The organism is Pseudomonas beijingensis, from assembly GCF_030687295.1.
In the GTDB taxonomy this organism is placed as follows: Bacteria; Pseudomonadota; Gammaproteobacteria; order Pseudomonadales; family Pseudomonadaceae; genus Aquipseudomonas; species Aquipseudomonas beijingensis.
This window is the reverse complement of the sequence record NZ_CP117425.1, coordinates 4,133,475-4,150,805: the sequence shown is the minus strand read 5'-3', so window position 1 is coordinate 4,150,805 and position 17,331 is coordinate 4,133,475. Positions and strand designations below refer to the sequence as shown.

General features: G+C 63.0%; 14 protein-coding genes and 1 pseudogene. 7 read left to right on the top strand and 8 right to left on the bottom strand.

Annotated elements, in window-relative coordinates:
* Positions 1–8: 8 nt before the first annotated feature.
* Positions 9–1,352, bottom strand: a complete 1,344-nt coding sequence (gene pssA / locus PSH84_RS18680; protein WP_305481527.1) for a CDP-diacylglycerol--serine O-phosphatidyltransferase — start codon at positions 1,350–1,352, stop codon at positions 9–11.
* A gap of 122 nt (positions 1,353–1,474) precedes the next feature.
* On the opposite strand from pssA, the pseudogene PSH84_RS18675 reads away from it, so the two are divergent.
* From PSH84_RS18675 to PSH84_RS18665, 3 genes and pseudogenes are all read left to right on the top strand, one after another.
* Positions 1,475–2,039, top strand: a pseudogene (locus PSH84_RS18675) (TetR/AcrR family transcriptional regulator).
* 43 nt (positions 2,040–2,082) lie between these two features.
* Complete coding sequence (locus PSH84_RS18670) at positions 2,083–2,562, top strand: nuclear transport factor 2 family protein (protein WP_305481526.1); 480 nt, start codon at positions 2,083–2,085, stop codon at positions 2,560–2,562.
* Positions 2,563–2,876: 314 nt separating this feature from the next.
* Entirely contained in the window at positions 2,877–3,278 is a 402-nt protein-coding gene (locus tag PSH84_RS18665) for a hypothetical protein (protein ID WP_122568584.1), read from the top strand.
* A gap of 36 nt (positions 3,279–3,314) precedes the next feature.
* On the opposite strand, the gene PSH84_RS18660 is transcribed toward PSH84_RS18665, so the two are convergent.
* The 4 genes from PSH84_RS18660 to PSH84_RS18645 all read right to left on the bottom strand — a co-directional run bounded on the left by PSH84_RS18660 (position 3,315) and on the right by PSH84_RS18645 (position 8,180).
* Positions 3,315–5,738: a TonB-dependent receptor gene (locus PSH84_RS18660; RefSeq protein WP_305481525.1), complete on the bottom strand. Its 2,424-nt coding sequence runs from the start codon at positions 5,736–5,738 to the stop codon at positions 3,315–3,317.
* Between the two features lie 235 nt (positions 5,739–5,973).
* Positions 5,974–6,918 carry a FecR domain-containing protein gene (locus PSH84_RS18655; RefSeq protein WP_305481524.1) on the bottom strand — a complete coding sequence of 315 codons (945 nt, stop codon included), beginning with the start codon at positions 6,916–6,918 and terminating at the stop codon, positions 5,974–5,976.
* Positions 6,918–7,427 carry a sigma-70 family RNA polymerase sigma factor gene (locus PSH84_RS18650; RefSeq protein ID WP_122568581.1) on the bottom strand — a complete coding sequence of 170 codons (510 nt, stop codon included), beginning with the start codon at positions 7,425–7,427 and terminating at the stop codon, positions 6,918–6,920. Before PSH84_RS18650 ends, PSH84_RS18655 begins: the two co-directional genes overlap by 1 nt.
* A gap of 231 nt (positions 7,428–7,658) precedes the next feature.
* Positions 7,659–8,180, bottom strand: coding sequence for an SgcJ/EcaC family oxidoreductase (locus PSH84_RS18645; protein ID WP_305481523.1), 522 nt, complete (start codon positions 8,178–8,180; stop codon positions 7,659–7,661).
* A gap of 172 nt (positions 8,181–8,352) precedes the next feature.
* On the opposite strand from PSH84_RS18645, the gene PSH84_RS18640 reads away from it, so the two are divergent.
* Genes PSH84_RS18640 through PSH84_RS18625 form a run of 4 tightly spaced genes read left to right on the top strand, consistent with a single transcriptional unit; the run spans position 8,353 to position 12,975 of the window.
* Complete coding sequence (locus PSH84_RS18640) at positions 8,353–9,537, top strand: sensor histidine kinase (RefSeq protein WP_305481522.1); 1,185 nt, start codon at positions 8,353–8,355, stop codon at positions 9,535–9,537.
* Positions 9,534–10,202, top strand: a complete 669-nt coding sequence (locus PSH84_RS18635) for a response regulator (protein ID WP_305481521.1) — start codon at positions 9,534–9,536, stop codon at positions 10,200–10,202. The genes PSH84_RS18640 and PSH84_RS18635 overlap by 4 nt, the downstream gene beginning before the upstream one ends.
* Complete coding sequence (locus PSH84_RS18630) at positions 10,199–12,511, top strand: ATP-binding protein (RefSeq protein ID WP_305481520.1); 2,313 nt, start codon at positions 10,199–10,201, stop codon at positions 12,509–12,511. The genes PSH84_RS18635 and PSH84_RS18630 overlap by 4 nt, the downstream gene beginning before the upstream one ends.
* Positions 12,508–12,975, top strand: a complete 468-nt coding sequence (locus PSH84_RS18625) for a response regulator (protein WP_092164443.1) — start codon at positions 12,508–12,510, stop codon at positions 12,973–12,975. Before PSH84_RS18630 ends, PSH84_RS18625 begins: the two co-directional genes overlap by 4 nt.
* A gap of 253 nt (positions 12,976–13,228) precedes the next feature.
* On the opposite strand, the gene PSH84_RS18620 is transcribed toward PSH84_RS18625, so the two are convergent.
* The 3 genes from PSH84_RS18620 to nirB all read right to left on the bottom strand — a co-directional run bounded on the left by PSH84_RS18620 (position 13,229) and on the right by nirB (position 16,808).
* A complete protein-coding gene (locus PSH84_RS18620) occupies positions 13,229–13,669 on the bottom strand; it encodes a CBS domain-containing protein (protein WP_003202071.1) in 441 nt (146 codons plus the stop codon).
* A 191-nt stretch (positions 13,670–13,860) separates the two neighbouring features.
* Positions 13,861–14,247 carry a nitrite reductase small subunit NirD gene (nirD, locus tag PSH84_RS18615; protein WP_122568576.1) on the bottom strand — a complete coding sequence of 129 codons (387 nt, stop codon included), beginning with the start codon at positions 14,245–14,247 and terminating at the stop codon, positions 13,861–13,863.
* The gene (nirB, locus tag PSH84_RS18610; RefSeq protein WP_305481519.1) at positions 14,247–16,808 is read right to left on the bottom strand and encodes a nitrite reductase large subunit NirB; all 2,562 of its coding nucleotides are present in this window, start codon (positions 16,806–16,808) and stop codon (positions 14,247–14,249) included. Before nirB ends, nirD begins: the two co-directional genes overlap by 1 nt.
* Positions 16,809–17,331 lie beyond the last annotated feature (523 nt).

The following is a 17,331-nucleotide window of genomic DNA, read 5'->3' as shown; positions in this document are numbered from 1 at the left end:
GCGGGTGTTCACAGGATCCGGTAAAGCAGCCGTTCTATACGCACCCGGCTGACCCGTTTCAGGAACCGGGCCACGGCCTCGGGGTAATCCGGCAGGGTTTCCAGGTCCAGGTAACGCTCGATCCGGCGGGTGTGGCGGTAGATCTGCTCAAGCTCGGTCTGGCGCGGCGCCAGCAGCTCGCCCTTGGGATCGTCCAGCAACAGCGCGTTTTCCAGGTCCAGGCGAAAGGCCCGCGGGTTGAGGTTGTTGCCGGTCAGCAAGGTGTAGCGCTCATCGACCCACATGCCCTTGAGGTGGTAGGTGTTGTCCCCGTCACGCCACAGATGCAGGTTCAATTGGCCGCTGTCGATCGCGCGCTGATGCCGTTTGGAGAAGCGTCGCAGGCTGATTTCGTAGAGGTATGGCAGCGCCGCGATGATTTTGAATGGCTCGCTCGGCGGAATGTAGAAGTCGTTGGCCGTCTTGTCGCCGACGATGATGTCGATCTTGACCCCACGGGCCAGGGCGCGATTGAGCTCCCGGGTCACGGCCAAGGGCAGGTTGAAATACGGTGTACAGATGGTCAGTTGCTGGCGGCTGCTGGCAATCAGCTCGCCGATTACCCGGCTCAACGGATTGTTCTTGCCCACGCCCAGCAACGGGCTGACCGACAGGCCGCTCTTATCGAGGCTGCCGACGCTGGTGTCATAGGTCGCGTATTTGAGGCGGCTGCGCAGATCACCGATGTCCTTGCGCAAACTGCGGGTGCTGGGCAGGTTCGGCAGGTCCAGACGATGCACGGCCCTGGAGGTGATCAGGCCATGCTGCACCAGGTGATGCATCGAGTTGGCCAGTGCCGTGTTCTGCAGCAAGTGATAGCGGTCGTAGCGGTATTTGTCGAACTTGTGCAGGTAGACGTTATTGAGGCTGGCGCCGCTGTAGAGCACGCAGTCATCGATCACGAAACCTTTCAAATGCAATACGCCGAACAGTTCGCGGGTCTGCACCGGTACACCGTAGATCGGCACTTCGCTGGCATGGGTGCGGGTCTGTTCCTGGTACCACGCCGAGTTGCCCGGCTGCTTCTTGGCGCCGATCAATCCGCGCTGGGCCCGTAGCCAATCCACTACCACGACCACGTCCAGTTCCGGACGCGCCGCTTTGGCGGTATGCAGGGCATCGAGAATTTCCTGGCCGGCCTCGTCCTGTTGCAGGTACAGGGCGACGATGTAGATGCGCTGGGTGGCCTGGGCGATTTTCTCCAGCAGGCAACGGCGGAACTGGGCAGCGCCATCGAGGATGGTCACCGCGTCGGCGGTCAGTGCAAAGCTGCGCAACTTGGGCAGCTGGGAGCGTTTGAAGAGCGACGGCATAGGGCTCGCAAAAGGTCGATTCCGAAGAACGGATGAGCTTACACCATGGATGGGTTCGGGTCTTCCTGTCGGTCGAGAAAAAAACACTTGACCAAGGAGAACGATCATTCTACTTTAGCCACATGAACGAAATCACTGGTAATGAAACACGAGACATCATCCTCGATGTCGCCGAAAAGTTGATCTATAGAAGTGGCATTGCCGCCACCGGCATGGACCTTCTGGTGAAAACCGCCGGCGTCTCCCGGAAAAGTGTCTATCGCTACTTCGCCAACAAGGACGACCTGATCGTGGCCGCCCTCAAGCGGCGGGACGAGCGCTGGATGCAATGGTTCAGCAGCGAAGTGGACAAGGCGCCCACACCGACTGCGCGCGCTGCTCAATTTGTTTACCGTGCTCAAGGGCTGGTTCGACAGCGAAGGTTTTCGCGGCTGTGCCTTCATCAATACCAGCGGCGAAACCGGCGATCCACAAGATCCGGTCCGTCAGGTGGCGAAGATGCACAAACAGAAACTGCTCGATTACGTGACCCGGCTGTGCGTCGAACAACGTGTCGAAGACCCGGAGGCCCTGGCCCGTCAACTACTGATCCTGATCGACGGCGCCATTACCGTGGCGCTGGTCATGGGCGACCACAGCGCAGCTGACCACGCCCAGGACATGCTCAAGATTTTGCTACACGCCTGACCGTTGAACCCTGTGTCATTCATCAACTCATTGGAGATTCGCCATGTCTGCCTCTTCTGAAGTTCGTCCGCCGTTGCCGCCGTTCACCCGTGAATCGGCGATCGAGAAAGTTCGCCTGGCCGAAGACGGCTGGAACTCTCGCGACCCACAAAAAGTATCCCTGGCCTACACGTTGGATACCCAATGGCGTAACCGCGCCGAATTCGCGCACAACCGCGAAGAAGCCAAGGCGTTCCTGACCCGCAAGTGGGCCAAGGAATTGGATTATCGACTGATCAAGGAACTCTGGGCCTTCACCGATAACCGCATCGCCGTGCGTTACGCCTACGAATGGCACGACGACTCGGGCAACTGGTTCCGCTCCTATGGCAACGAAAACTGGGAGTTCGACGAGCAAGGCCTGATGTACAACCGCTACGCCTGCATCAACGACATGCCGATCAAGGATAACGAGCGCAAGTTCCACTGGCCCCTGGGCCGCCGGCCGGATGATCATCCGGGGTTGTCCGAGTTGGGGTTGTAATTTCCTCGACTGCCCACCGCTATCGCAAGCAGGCTCGCTCCCATATTTGGATCTCGGCGAACACACCTGTTGTGTCCGACTTGGATCCCTGTGGGAGCGAGCTTGCTCGCGATAGCGATGGGTCAGTCAACATCAATGCAACTGATCCGACGCTATCGCGAGCAAGCTCGCTCCCACAATAAAACGGTGGGGCACACCGCTGCGCCAGACCAGCGGCCGCTCCAACAGGCTTGACCCACATGCCGCCAGGCATCACATTGCCTGGGCCGGCGATAAGCTCGCTGTTTCGTTGTGCAGCAGACTTTGTGGAGCCCATGACCGCGTCGATCCCGATTCGTCCCCCCTGCCCGCCCGGCGTCTGCGATTGCGGGCGTGATGCCTTGCTGCAAGCGCCTGGCAGCGACCTGCGCATCCTATGCCTGAACCGCCAGGAAGAAAAACGCCTGCTTGAGCGCCTTGAAAACATCCAGAGCCTCGACGAACTCCAGCGCCTGCAACAGCGCCTGTATGAAAACCTGGGGATCCGCCTGCGCGTCGAGCCTGGCTACAACGAAGTGCGGACCATGCGCGGCATCGCCATCGAATTCCAGGACCAGCCCGGCCTGTGCCGCAAGATTCGCCAGTCGATTCCCGCCGCCATCCGCCGAGGGCTGGAAAAACGTCCCGAGATCGCCTGGCGACTGTTGGATGCCCACGATCTGTTTCGCGACATCTGAACCCAGTCAGCTCCCTCCCTGGAGCGGCACATCGGTCTAGAAATCCACCGTCGCGGAAAGCAGGTAGGTGCGCGGGGTCGACAGCGTCAAGCCTGGCTCGCTGTCATCCGACGCGCCGGCCGAACTCCAGTAGCGCTTGTCGGCCACGTTTTCGATGTTGGCCCGCAGGGTGATGTTTTTTTCGTCGACCTTGAACCCGTAGCGAGCCCCCACGTCGAAGCGCGTCCAGGCATCGATTTCCTTGGTGTTGGACTGGTCCAGGTACTGCGAGCTGGAATAAATGCCGCGACTGGTCAGGGTCAGGCCCTGTACCGTCGGCACGTCCCACTCGGCGCCGAGGTTGACGTTGTATTTCGGTGTGGCCGGTGCGCGGTTGCCATCGAAACTGCCGTCGGTGGTGTCAGTCAGTTTACTGTCGATGAACATCACGCCGCCGAGCAAGCGGGTTCCCTTCAGCGGCTCGCCAAACACACTCAGCTCCACGCCGGTGTTTTCACGCTTACCGTTCGGGCCGAAGACGCGTGTCGTGGCGTCGGTTGCGTAAGCTGGCTGCTTGATCCGGAACACCGCAGCGGTGACGGCGAACGGACCGGCGTCATACTTGGCACCCACCTCGACCTGGCGGCTGATGAACGGCGGGAAAATCTCATCCTCGTTCACCGCCGTCGATGGCGCGATCTTGCCTTGGCTCAGGCCTTCCATGTAGTTGGCATACAGCGACAGCTTGTCAGTCGCCTTGAACAGGATGCCACCCGAGGGCGAAACCTTTTCCTCATCGTAGGCGGTGTCGCCCTTGACGTTATTCGTCCAGTCATCAACCTTCACCCGTTGCCAGCGAGCGCCGAGGGTCAGCAGCAAGCGATCCTCGAACAACCCAAGGGTGTCGGACAATGCCACGCCGCTGAAGCGGTTCTCGGTGTAGACCTTGTCGTCCTGGCGGGTCGGGTTGCTTGGCGTCGGGGTCTGCACCGGGTCATACAGGTTGCTGCGACCGTTGGCGTAACGGGCGCCGCCATTTTCGAAATCCATGTAGAAATAGCTGGCCGCCAGGTTGACCTCATGGCTCACCGGACCGGTATGGAACCAGTTGCGCACCCCGGCCGTGGCCGTGCGGACATTTTCTTCCCGGGTAAAGTCACGGGGCTGGACAGTGAAATCCCCTGCGTCGTTGGTCACCGAAACGTTGTGCCGAAGGAAATCGTGGTCGCTTTTGCGCGCGCCAACGCCGCCATACAGCATCACCGAATCACTGACATCGAACTCAGCGTTCACCGTGCCAAAGGTGTCCTGGGTGCGGGCCTTGCTCCAGGACTGGGCGTAGTTGTCGCGCACATCACTGGCGTGAGGGATCTGGGCATTGACACCGACCTGCACGCGCTCCTGGGGCGCGTCGGTGTTGCGTTCGGTGTGGCCGATGTCCGTCGAGAGTCGCAGGCGTTCACCGCGAAAATCCAGGCCCAGTACCGCCATCTCGCGATCCACGCTCTGGTGATCCCATTCGGTGTCCCCCGCCTGCTTCACGCCATTGAAACGAATCCCGAACTTGTCCTCTTCACCAAAGCGCCGACCCACATCCACCGCCCCGCCCAGCTGGTTATTGGAGGCATAGCTGCCGGTGAACGAGGTGATGGGCTTGTCGGTGGCGCGTTTGGGCACCACGTTGATCCCGCCCCCCACGCTGCCTCGCGGCGAGATACCATTGATGAGCTGGCTCGGCCCCTTGAGGATATCGACGCGCTCGGCCATCTCCATGTCGATCGTGTACGTTGGCAGAATGCCGTAGAGACCGTTGTACGCGACATCGCTGTTGAACAGGCTGAAACCGCGAATGGTGAACTGCTCATAGCGCCCACCCGCCGGGTTGGTGGTGCGGACCGAGGGGTCGCTGGCGATCAGGTCGCCCAGGGTGCGCGCCTGCTGGTTCTTGACCGTCGTGCTGGTGTAGGTGGTCATGCTGAACGGCGTTTCCATGAAATCCCGCGAGCCCAGCAAGCCTTGCGAACCACGCCGTGCCACCTGACCGCCGGCGTACACCGGGCTGTCCGGCGACGCCGTGGCGCCGAGAATCGAAGTGGGTGCCAGCTGCAGGCTGCCGCCTTCTGGCGCCGGCATCAGGATGTAGGCCTGCTCCCCCACCGGCTGCAATTGCAGGCCCGAACCCCGCAACAACCGGGCAAACCCCTCTTCCACCCCATACTCCCCCGAAAGCCCGACGCTGTTGCGCCCGCTCACCAAGGCCGGATCCACCGACAGGTTGACCCCCGCCAACCCGGCAAACCGGGTCAACGCCGCGCTGAGGCTGCCGGCCGGCACCTGATAACTGCGCCGGGCGGCTTCTTCGGCTTGGCTCGATGATATGAAAAATGGGCTGGCACCCAGGCTCAGCATGAGGCTCAGGTTCAACAACGGACGCCGGCCGGCAAAGGCCGGGCGCACACGCAAAGGGACAACTGCGGACATTGGAAAGCGCTCTCGTTTTTGTTCAGTTGCCTTGAATGACAAGCGAGACAAAAAAAGGGGACACAAAATCGGAACAGGCCTCAAACCCCGTGGCGAGGGAGCTTGCTCCCGCCGGGGGCGCAGCGCCCCCAACGAGGCAGACTGCATCAACCTGACACATCGCGGCGGCGGGTTTGGGGTTGCTACGCAACCCAGCGGGAGCAAGCTCCCTCGCCACAGGGGCTTACCGCAAGTCTCAGGCCAGAGTCTGACGAAGCGTCAACGTGACCCAGTAACGGGTGCGCATGTGCACGTCCAACGGCAGGCTGGCCGCCAGCAGCGTGAGGATTCGATCGGTGTTGTCCAAGCGGAAGCTGCCAGTGATTCGCAGGGATTCCAGGGTTTCGTCCCAGCGCAGCACGCCGGGGCGATAGCGGCTCAGTTCCCGCAGGAATTGCCCCAGCGGCTGATCCTGCGCCACCAGTACCCCGTCACGCCAGCCCAGTTGTGCCACGTCGAACGCCCGCACCGGGCCCGCGCCTGAGGCTTGGACGTTGGCCTGCTGACCTTCTTCCAGGCTCAGCGATGGCCCGTGCAGGGGTTGCAGTTGCGCCGAACCGCTGACCACCGACACCCGGCAGTCGCGCTCGCCCAAGTGAAGGCAGACCTCGCCACGCTGGACCGTAATGAGCCCATAAGGTGACTGAACGGACAGCGGTGTGCTCCCGGCGAGTTTGAGGGCCATCTCACCGCGCAGCAGCACCAGGCGCCGTACCTTGAGGTCCAGATCGACGGCGCTGTCGGTGTTCAGTTGCAGCGCACTGCCATCCACCAGCGCCCAGCGCCGTCGCTCGCCTGTGGCGGTGTGCAAATCAGCGCGCCAGGCCTCCAGCGGCAGCTCCCGTCCCAGCAGCCAGGCGGTCGGGACCAATGCCGCGACGCCCAATGCCCGCTTGAGCACCGTTCGCCGGGCCAGCGTCGGGCGGTCCAGGGTTGCCATGCCCAGGGAGGCAGGCACTCCGGCAAAGCGCTGGCGCAATCGCTGGGCCTTCTGCCAGGCGGCCTCGTGGTGAGCGCTGCTGTCGCGCCAGCGTTGCAGGGCCGCCGAGTCGAACGCGTCCCCATCGAACTCCATCAGGGTCAACCAGCGGGCAGCCGCCCGTGCCGCTTCACGCGCCTCGGGGGATAGCGTCGACGACATCAGAAGTCCACCAACAGGCAATGCTCATAGGCCTGGGCCATGTAGCGCTTCACGGTGCGCTCGGAGACTTGCAGGCGCTCGGCGATCTCGCGATAACCCAGGCCTTCAAGCTGACTCCATAAAAAAGCCCGCCGCACCAAGGACGGCAGGCCATCGAGCAATTCGTCCAGGGCTTGCAGGGTTTCCAGCAGCAGCCAACGCTGTTCCGGAGACGGCGCGCAGGCGTCAGGCAGGTTCGCCAAGGCGTCGAGATACGCCTGCTCCAGATTGCGCCGGGTGTAGAAATTGCTCAGCAGGCGTTTACCGACGGTCAGCAGATAAGCCCGGGGTTCGTGCAGATCCGCCAGGGTCTGGGAGCTGGCAAGCACCCGCAGGAAGGTATCCTGGCGCAGATCCGCCGCATCCCAGGCATTGCCCATGCGCCGGCGCAACCAGCCTTCCAGCCAACTCCCATGGTCACGGTACAACGCATGAAGGGATTGCTCCGTCGGCGTAACTGCATCACACATGTCCAGAAGCCTGCGCAAAATCTCAAATGAGACTGATTCTAATTAATGTTCGCGCAGGAATCCAAGTTGTTTATGCAAAGGATGTTTAAAAACGGGGATGGAATTGGTCGAGAGTCCTGTGGGAGCGAGCTTGCTCGCGATAGCGGAGTATCAGTCAGCCTCTATGTTTCTGCCATACCGCCATCGCGAGCAAGCTCGCTCCCACAGGCAGGTCTTTTGCGAGCGCTGCTGTCAGTGTCTGGCATGCAAGGTCTTCGGCACTTCCGGCATGGCCGAAGAGTGGTGGTTGATGATCTTCCACTGGCCATCGAGTCGCTCATAGAGGAAGGTGTAGCGCGCCTGGACTTCGCGCTTGGAACCATCGGCCTGGGTCAGCGTAAAGGTGTAGACACCGCTGTCCATCGCCGCGTCGGGACCCAGGTGACGGATTTCCCGGTAGTTGATTTGTCCGACCGGTTTGCCCGCCAGGAAATGCTCGAAGTAATCCTGGATCTGCGCCGGCGTGTTGCGCACCTTGTTGGAAACCGTCGGTTGCAAAATCGCATCCGGGGCATAAAGACCGGTCACGGCGGTGGCGCTACCGGTTTGCAGCGCGGCGTTCCAGCGGTCGAACAGCGCGGCGATTTCCCGGTCGTTCACATTCTTGGGTTGCTCGGCCACTGTGCGATACACATAAGGTGTGGCCTCGACAGCTTGGACAAGCGGCGCGCTCAGCAGGAAAAAAGCAGCAATGGCACAGGTTTTCATTTTCATCGGAAGACTCCTTTGGGGTTCAATGAGCCCACTTTGCCGACCTCCCGAGCCTTCGCCATCGGCCAACCGGTGCCAATCGCCTATGCCATTCGGCAGATAGGCCCGGTGCCGGTGACACGGTCTAATGGCATCACCGCGAACCGTTCGATCTTTTTCCATGCTGGAGCCCCCCATGCAAAGCCCGCCCCATGATCCCGGCAGCGCCCTGGCCATCCGCAGCCAGTATCGCCAGTCGCAAAGCCGTGCCGCGCGCCTGGGCCTGCTGCTGGGCACCGGCCATGAATTGACGCAGTTGCCACTGCCGGCCATGCGTCAGCGTGCGCTGCAACGGGCGTGCGCGTTCATGGCGATGGACCACGGCCTGCTGCTGGAATGGGCGCCGGACAACGCGTTGCGCACCCTCGCCAGCCACGGCAGCGCGGAGCGCGTCGACCTGCTCGCCAACCTGGCCCAGCCGCAGATACTCGGCCCGAATTGGCTGGAAGCCCCCGGCAGCGCCCTGCCCAAGGTCCTGCGCATTCCCCTGCGCACCTCAGAGGGCGTGGCGTTCGGGGCATTGCTGCTGGGCAACAGCGTGGCCCTCGGCGCGCCGGACAACGAAGACATCGAGTCGCTGCAATTGTTGGCGACGCTGTTGGCGGCGCACCTGGAGAACAGCCGCCTGGTCGAGGCGCTGCAGGCCCGCGAGCGGACCATGTCCGAGCTGGTCCACCGCTTGTTCAGCGCCCAGGAAGACGAACGCAAGCGCGTGGCCTACGACCTGCACGACGGTCTGGCGCAAAACCTGGCCGGCTTGCACCAGCGCTTGCAGGGCTTCGCCGGTCGTTGCCCGTCGCTGCCGCCGGCGCTGGCGAGCGAGTTGCAAGCCATCCTCGACCTGGCCCAAGGCTGCGTCGGCGAGGGCCGACAACTGATCGGAGGCCTGCGCCCCCATGTGCTGGACGATTTCGGCTTGTACAAAGCCGTCGACAAGGAGGCCGACCGCCTGCGTGACGCGGGCCTGACCGTGAGCTGGGCCGAACACAGCAGCGTGCGCCTGCCGGGCAACACCGAAATCGCCCTGTTTCGCATTGCCCAGGAAGGCATCAACAACATTCTCAAGCACGCCCAGGCCAGCCGCGTGGGCCTGGGGTTGGCGGTGGAAGATGGCCACGCCAGCCTGCGGGTAGAAGACGATGGCCGTGGTTTTGCCCTGGAACAACCCATCGAGACCAACGGTAGCCGCCACCTGGGCCTGGCCGCCATGCAGGAACGCGCCAACCTGCTGGGCGGCCACCTGGCCTGTTGCAGCCAGCCTGGCGGTGGCACCCGCTTGCTGGCCAGCGTGCCGCTACCGTCCGCCGGAGTACAGCCATGAACCGTCCTTTGCGCCTGCTGCTGGCCGATGACCACGAAGTCACCCGCACCGGGTTTGTCAGCATGCTCGCCGACAGCCCGGGGTTCGAGGTCGTCGGCCAGGCCCGCGACGGCCAGGAGGCTCTCGACCTGTGCGAGCGGCTACAGCCGGACATCGCGATTCTTGACATTCGCATGCCGGTCCTCAACGGCCTGGGCGCGGCGCGACTCCTGCAGCAGCGTCAGCCCGGGATCAAAGTGGTGATCTTCACCATGGATGACAGCCCCGATCACCTCGAAGCTGCCATCGGCGCGGGCGCGGTCGGTTACCTGCTCAAGGATGCCAGCCGCGATGAAGTGCTCGACGCGCTCAAACGGGTCGCCCAGGGTGACGAGGCGCTGAACAGTTCCGTCAGCGCGCGTCTGCTGCGGCGCATGGCCGAGCGTGGCGCCAGTAGCACGCCCCAGGTCCAGGCCCTGACCGCCCGTGAACGCCAGGTGTTGGGGCTGGTGGCCGGCGGTTTCAGCAATCGAGAGATCGGTGAAAAGCTGGGCATCGCCCCCGGCACGGCCAAGGCCCACGTCGAGCGGGTCATCGGCAAACTGGGCGCCGCCGACCGGACCCAGGCCGCCGTGCGCGGTGTGGCCTTGGGGCTGGTGGCGCAACCCGCCGGACAATGGCCATGAGGTTTGTCGCCGCCCGCCGCTGGGCCGACCTGCCGTTGCGGGGCAAGGCCCTGGTGGTGATTTCCCTGCCCCTGGTGGTCCTGCTGCTGTCGCTGGTGCTGATCTACATCACCGAACGCCAGACCGCACGGGCCGAAGAGGATGTGCGCCGGGTACTGCTCGTCCAGGGTGATATCCAGACGGTCCACACCCTGCTGGCCGAGGCCGCGGCCAGCGTGCGCGGTTACCTGCTGACCCGGCGCGAAGATTTCCTGCCCAGCTACGAACAGGCCACGCCGCTGATCCACGCGGCGTTACAGCGCCTGGACCACAACATTCGCGATGCCAGGATGCGCGAGCACCTCAAGACCATCACCCCGCTGATCGCCGACAAACTCGACGGTTTGCTCGCCTTGCGCAACGGCAAGCGTGACGACCCCGACGCCATCACCGCGATCCTGATCGAAAACAAACAAGTGCTGGACGTGCTGCGCGAGCAGATCAGCGCCATGCGCGTACGTGAGGATGGCTTGCTCGCCGAGCGCAGCGCCGCCGCCTCGGCCACACGCATGCGCCTGCTGTTCGCCACATTGCTGGCGGCGGTGTGCGGGTTGCTCGGAGCCATTGTCGCAGTGCTGTTCCTGTCCAAGGGCATTGTCGCCCGGGTCCAGCAGGTGCAAGGCAACGCCCAGCGCCTGGCCTTGGGCCAACCCTTGTTGCCACAACCGCCGGAGCAGGATGAAATCGGCCAGCTCGGCACACGCCTGGTGGAGGCCGGGCAGTTGCTCGCCGAACGCGAGCGGGCCCTGCGCGATAACGAGGAGCGCTTGCGGCTGATCATCGACGGGGTGAAGGACTACGGGATCTTCGCCCTGGATGCCCAAGGCTACGTCACCACCTGGAACGCCGGCGCGCAGCGGATCAAGGGCTACACCGAGCAGGAAATCATTGGCCAGCACTTCTCCCTGTTCTACCTGCCCGAGGAATGCCCGGCGCACCCGGACATGGCCCTGCGCGAAGCCACCCGCGACGGGCATTACATGGAGGAAGGCTGGCGTTGCCGTAAGGACGGCAGCCGCTTCTGGGCCAGCGTGGTCATCACCGCCCAGTACGACGGCACGGGCGCCTTGCGCGGTTTTTCCAAGATTACCCGCGACATCACCGACCGACGCGCCGCCGAGATCGCCCTGCGCACTGCCCGCGAAGAAGCAGAAAGCGCCAGCCGGGCCAAGAGCGAATTCCTGTCGCGCATGAGCCACGAACTGCGCACGCCATTGAACGCCATCCTCGGTTTCGCTCAACTGCTGGACATGGACTCCACCGCCGGCCAACGTCCCCAGGTCAGCCACATCCTGCGGGCCGGCCAGCACTTACTGGCGTTGATCAACGAGGTGCTGGACATCGCCCGGATCGAGGCCGGACGCCTGCCCCTGAACATCGAACCGATCGCCCTGGCGACCGTGCTGCACGAAGCCTTGACGCTGGTTTCCCCCATGGCCGCCGACGCCGGGATCCACTTGGTCGACCTGCCTGCACTGCCCGACGACAGCGGTGTGCTTGCCGATCGCCAGCGCCTGGTGCAGGTGTTGCTCAACCTGTTGTCCAACGCCATCAAATACAACCGACCCGGCGGCGAGGTGCGCCTCGAAGTGAGCGTCCAGGCCCACCAGGTGAGCATCGCCGTCCACGATACCGGCCATGGCATCGCCCCTGACCAGTTGGATCAGTTGTTCAAGCCCTTCGAACGCCTGGGCGCCGATCCGCAGGTCGAAGGCACTGGCCTTGGCTTGTCCTTGAGCAAGAACCTGCTGGAGATGATGCAGGGCAGCCTGCAGGTCCACAGCGAGCCCGGGCACGGGTGCTGTTTTACCCTGCGACTGCCCGCCACCCAAGTGATCGGCACGCATTTACCGCCCATCGCCGCCCTGACAGTAACGCGCCCGCCCGTGGACTATCACGGCAAAATCCTCTGCATCGAAGACAACCTGTCGAGCCTCGCGCTGATCGAGACCTTGATGCAGCGCCGGCCCGGCATTCAGCTGTTATCGAGCATGCAAGGCCAGATGGGCCTCGACCTGGCTCGCCAGCACAGCCCCCAACTGATCCTGCTGGACGTCACCCTGCCGGACCTGGAAGGCCTGGAAGTCTTGCGGCGCCTGCGCCAGTCCCCGGCCACTGCGGCAACGCCGGTGCTGATGATCACCGCCGATGCCAGCGACCTGACCCATCGTGCCCTGCGCGACGCCGGGGCCACGGCGATTTTGACCAAACCCATCCATATCCAGGCCTTTCTCGGCCACCTCGAGCACTATCTACCGGAGCCCGCATGAATCGCGACTTGCGCATTCTGATCGTCGACGATCAGCGCCCCAACCTGGACCTGATGGAACAACTGCTGGCCCGCGAAGGGCTACACAATGTGCTGAGCAGCACCGAGCCTTTGCGTACGCTGGACCTGTTCAACAGCTTCGAGCCGGACCTGGTCATCCTCGACCTGCACATGCCGGCGTTCGACGGCTTTGCCGTGCTGGAGCAACTGAACCGACGCATCCCGGCCAACGACTACTTGCCGATCCTGGTCCTGACCGCCGATGCGACCCGAGATACGCGCCTGCGGGCCCTGGCCCTCGGTGCCCGGGATTTCATCAGCAAACCCCTGGATGCGCTGGAAACCATGCTGCGCATCTGGAACCTGCTGGAAACCCGCGCGCTCTATAAAGCGTTGCGCGAGTTGATCCCGTCCCAGCAGATCGAACTGCTGCGCCAGCACCGTCCCGCTGCCGATCCGGTCTAGGCTGGCGGCCGATTCATTAAGGCCATCGAAGCATGGAAGTCACCGAGCGTACAAATGAGGTTCTTGGTGGTGATGGGAACGATCAAGTGGCCACACACAAGCCACTGTTGGAGCGAGCTTGCTCGCGATAGGGCCAGGCCAGTCAACATCAATGGCAACGGGTCCACCGCTATCGAGAGCAAGCTCGCTCCCACAGGTATATCTGGCAAGCATGTAGTTCATTTGATCCGGTAGTGAAAGGAATCAGCGGGGTTTAGTGCCCGCGAATGTAGTGCTCCAACTGCCGGATCAAGTCCGCCTGCTCGACAATCGCTTCTTTCACCAGGTCACCGATGGACAACAGGCCGATCAACTGCCCGTTATCCAGCACCGGCAAGTGTCGCAAGTGGCTGTCGGTCATGACTTCCATGCAGCGGTCGATGCTCTGCTGGCTGTCGGCGGTGACCACCGGTGCGCTCATGATGGTGCGCACCGTCGTCCCCACCGACGACCGCCCCTTGAGCACCATCTTGCGCGCGTAGTCCCGCTCGCTGAACACGCCCACCACCTGGCCGTCCTCGATCACCGGCAGCGCGCCGACATTTTTCTCGGCCATGATCTGCAGCGCTTCGAGCACCGTCTGCTCGGGGGCGATGCTGTGAACCTGCTGGTTCTGCACACTCTTGAGTCTCACCAGTTGGGCGGCGGTTTTCATTGTTCATCCCCACATTTAGCTAAAGGCATGTTTGAACCCAGGCCTGTCAGTCAAGGCTTTACCCTGTGGGAGCGAGCTTGCTCGCGATAGCTTTGGGTCAGCAGCATCAGCATTGACTGATAAACCGCTATCGCGAGCAAGCTCGCTCCCACAGGTCTTCATGCAGTTTTCAGGTCACCCGATGGTTAGGATCAGTCTTCGCCAATCTCCACCACATCACCATTGAGCCGCACCGGCCACACCCGCAGGCTTTGCTCCGGGTACTCCAGGCAATGGCCGTCTTCCAAGCGGAAATGCTGCTTGTACATCGGCGAGGCAATCACCAGGTCGCCCTTGATGCTGCCCAGCAAGCCACGGCCGATGACGTTGGCACCGGACTTGGGGTCGCGGTTGTCGATGGCGTACAGCGGCTTGTCCTGATGCTCAGGCAGGTACAGCAGCGCCACTTGGCTGCCGTCGTGCCAGGCGACCACGCCGGAGTTGGGCACCAGATCGTCGCGGCTGCACAGGGCACGCCAGTGCAAGGGTTGCTGGGCGACATCGCGGGCGGGAATACGAACGACGTTTGACTGGCTCATCAGAGCACCTCCTCGGTAACGGGAATCAGGTGGAGTTCATGGGCGTGAACCGGCCGACGCTGGCCGCGCTCGCGGACGAAGTGAACGTCCGGATCGCCGCGCTGGTCATTGACGAAGGTGCGGAAGCGCTTGAGCTTCTCCGGGTCCTTCAAGGCATTGGCCCATTCGCATTCGTAGCGGTCGACCACCAGTTGCATCTGTGCTTCAAGCTCGACGCCCAGGCCCAGGCTGTCGTGGATGATCACGTCCTTGAGGTAATTCAGGCCACCTTCCAGGCTTTCGCGCCAGACCGAGGTCCGTTGCAGCTTGTCGGCGGTGCGGATGTAGAACATCAGGAAGCGGTCGATGTAGCGGATCAGGGTCTCGTCATCCAGGTCGGTGGCGAACAGCTCGGCGTGCCGCGGGCGCATGCCACCATTGCCGGCCACGTAGAGGTTCCAGCCCTTCTCGGTGGCGATCACGCCGACGTCCTTGCTCTGGGCCTCGGCGCACTCGCGGGTGCAGCCGGACACCGCGAACTTGAGCTTGTGCGGCGAGCGCAGGCCTTTGTAGCGATCCTCAATGGTCAGGGCCATCTGCACGCTGTCCTGCACGCCGTAGCGGCACCAGGTGCTACCCACGCAGGACTTCACCGTGCGCGTGGATTTGCCGTAGGCATGGCCGGTTTCGAAACCGGCTTCGATCAGCTCGGCCCAGATGTCCGGCAACTGGTGCAGCTGGGCGCCGAACAGGTCGATGCGCTGGCCGCCGGTGATCTTGGTGTAGAGATCGTATTTCTTGGCGACCACGCCGATGGCGATGAGTTTGTCGGCGGTGATTTCCCCGCCGGCGATACGCGGCACCACAGAATAGGTGCCGTTTTTCTGCATGTTCGCCATGAAGGTGTCGTTGGTGTCCTGCAACGCCACCAGGGATGGGTCCATGATCGGCTGGTTCCAGCACGACGCCAGGATCGAGCCCACCGCCGGTTTGCACAGGTCGCAGCCGGTGTGACCACGACCGTGCTTGGCCAGCAGTTCTTCGAAACTGATGATGCCTTCCACCCGCACCAGCGCATACAACTCCTGGCGGGTGTAGGCGAAGTGTTCGCACAGGCTCTTGTCGACGCTGACGCCGCGGGCAATCAATTCATGCTCGAACACTTGCTTGACCAGGGCCGCGCAACCACCGCAACCGGTACCGGCCTTGGTGTCGCACTTGAGCTGGCCCAGATCGGTGCAGCCGCCGTCGATGGCCGAGCAGATCGAGCCCTTGGTGACGTTGTGGCACGAGCAAATCGTGGCGGTTTCGGGCAACGCCGCCGGGCCCAGGGTCGGGGCGCCTTCGGACGATGGCAGGATCAGGCTGGCCGCGTCCTTGGGCAAGGCGATGCCGTTCTGCATGTATTGCAGCAAGGTGTCGTAGTAGCTGTTATCACCCACCAGCACCGCGCCGATCACGCGTTTCCCGTCGGCGTCCACCACCAGGCGCCGGTAGCTGGCGCTGGTTTCGTCAATGAACTGGAAGCTGCGCGAACCCGGGGTGTTGCCATGGGCGTCGCCGATGGAGCCGACGTCCACGCCCAGCAACTTGAGCTTGGTGGACATGTCGGCGCCGGTGAAGGCTTCAGCACTTTCGCCGCACAGCCGGGCCGCAACGTTGCGGGCCATCTGGTAGCCCGGGGCGACCAGGCCGAAAATGCTGCCGTTCCAGGCCGCGCATTCGCCGATGGCGAAAATGTCCGGATCGCTGCTCTGGCAATGGTCGTCGATCACCACGCCGCCGCGCGGGCCGATCTGCAGGTCGCTCTGGCGAGCCAGGGCATCCTGGGCGCGGATACCGGCAGAAAACACGATGAGGTCGGTTTCGAGGAAATCGTCGTCGCCGAAATTCATCCTATAACGGTACTGCTCACCAATGCTGATGGACTGGGTGCCCTTGGACAGGTGCACGCCGACGCCCAACTTCTCGATGCGTGCCTTGAGGGCCAAACCGCCCTGGGTGTCCAACTGCACCGGCATCAGCCGTGGGGCGAATTCCACCACATGGGCCTCCAGGCCGAGGGTCTTGAGGGCGTTGGCCGCTTCCAGGCCCAGCAGGCCGCCACCGACCACCACGCCGCGGCGGGCGTTGCTGGCGGCGGCGCGGATCGCGTCCAGGTCCTCCAGGGTGCGATAGACCAGGCACGAATCGCCTTCGGCGCCTTCAATCGGCGGCACGAACGGGTAGGAACCGGTGGCGAGCACAAGTTTGTCGTAGCTGATGCGATCCTGCGCGGTCACGACCTGATGCGCATCGCGGTCGATTTCCAGCACCGGCACACCCAGGTGCAACGTGACACCGGGGGTCTGGTACAACGAAGCTTCACCGAGGGCCAGGGACTCGGCGTCACGGCCCGAGAAGTACTCGGACAGGTGCACGCGGTCGTAGGCACGCATCGGCTCTTCACTGAACACATGCACGCGGTAATGATTGAGGGCACCGCGCTCGATCAGTTGCTCGACGCAGTGATGGCCGACCATGCCATTGCCGATCACGATCAGCGTTTGCAGCTTGTTCAGAGAAGCAACGTTGGAATTCATAGAAAGCACCCGACAAAAGCCCATCACGATTTTGAAAGCAAAAAAAAGACGCCTGAAACCTTGCGGTTCCAGGCGTCTTTGCCTGTTCTGTGCGGTATCGGCCCGGCGACTGCGCCCCGACCTACCGTTATCCCCCGGCCTGCTGGCACTCGATCTTCGTTGACCGACGGGGCTGCCCACTCGACTGTGTTCGCGGTGGGTCTGGATAGCCTCTTGCAGCGAGCGTGCCAAACCTCCTCCACACCCTATTCACGATCGAGCATTCACCGCTAATCCCCTGTGGTAGCGGGCTTGCCCGCGAAGGCGTCAGCTCAGTCACCGCAAGCCAACCGGCGCCCGCCACCGCTGCGCAAGCACCGCCAACTGCCTTGGGATGGTGCGATCACCGCGCCTGCGGCTTCATAAAAGTGCAGTCCGCCATCAGGAGGGGCTTGCTCTGGATATCAGTCGGTCAGTTGGCAGATGGCTGAATGTGCCGCCATCATCGCGAGCAAGCTCGCTCCCACAAGGGTAAGTGATGAGT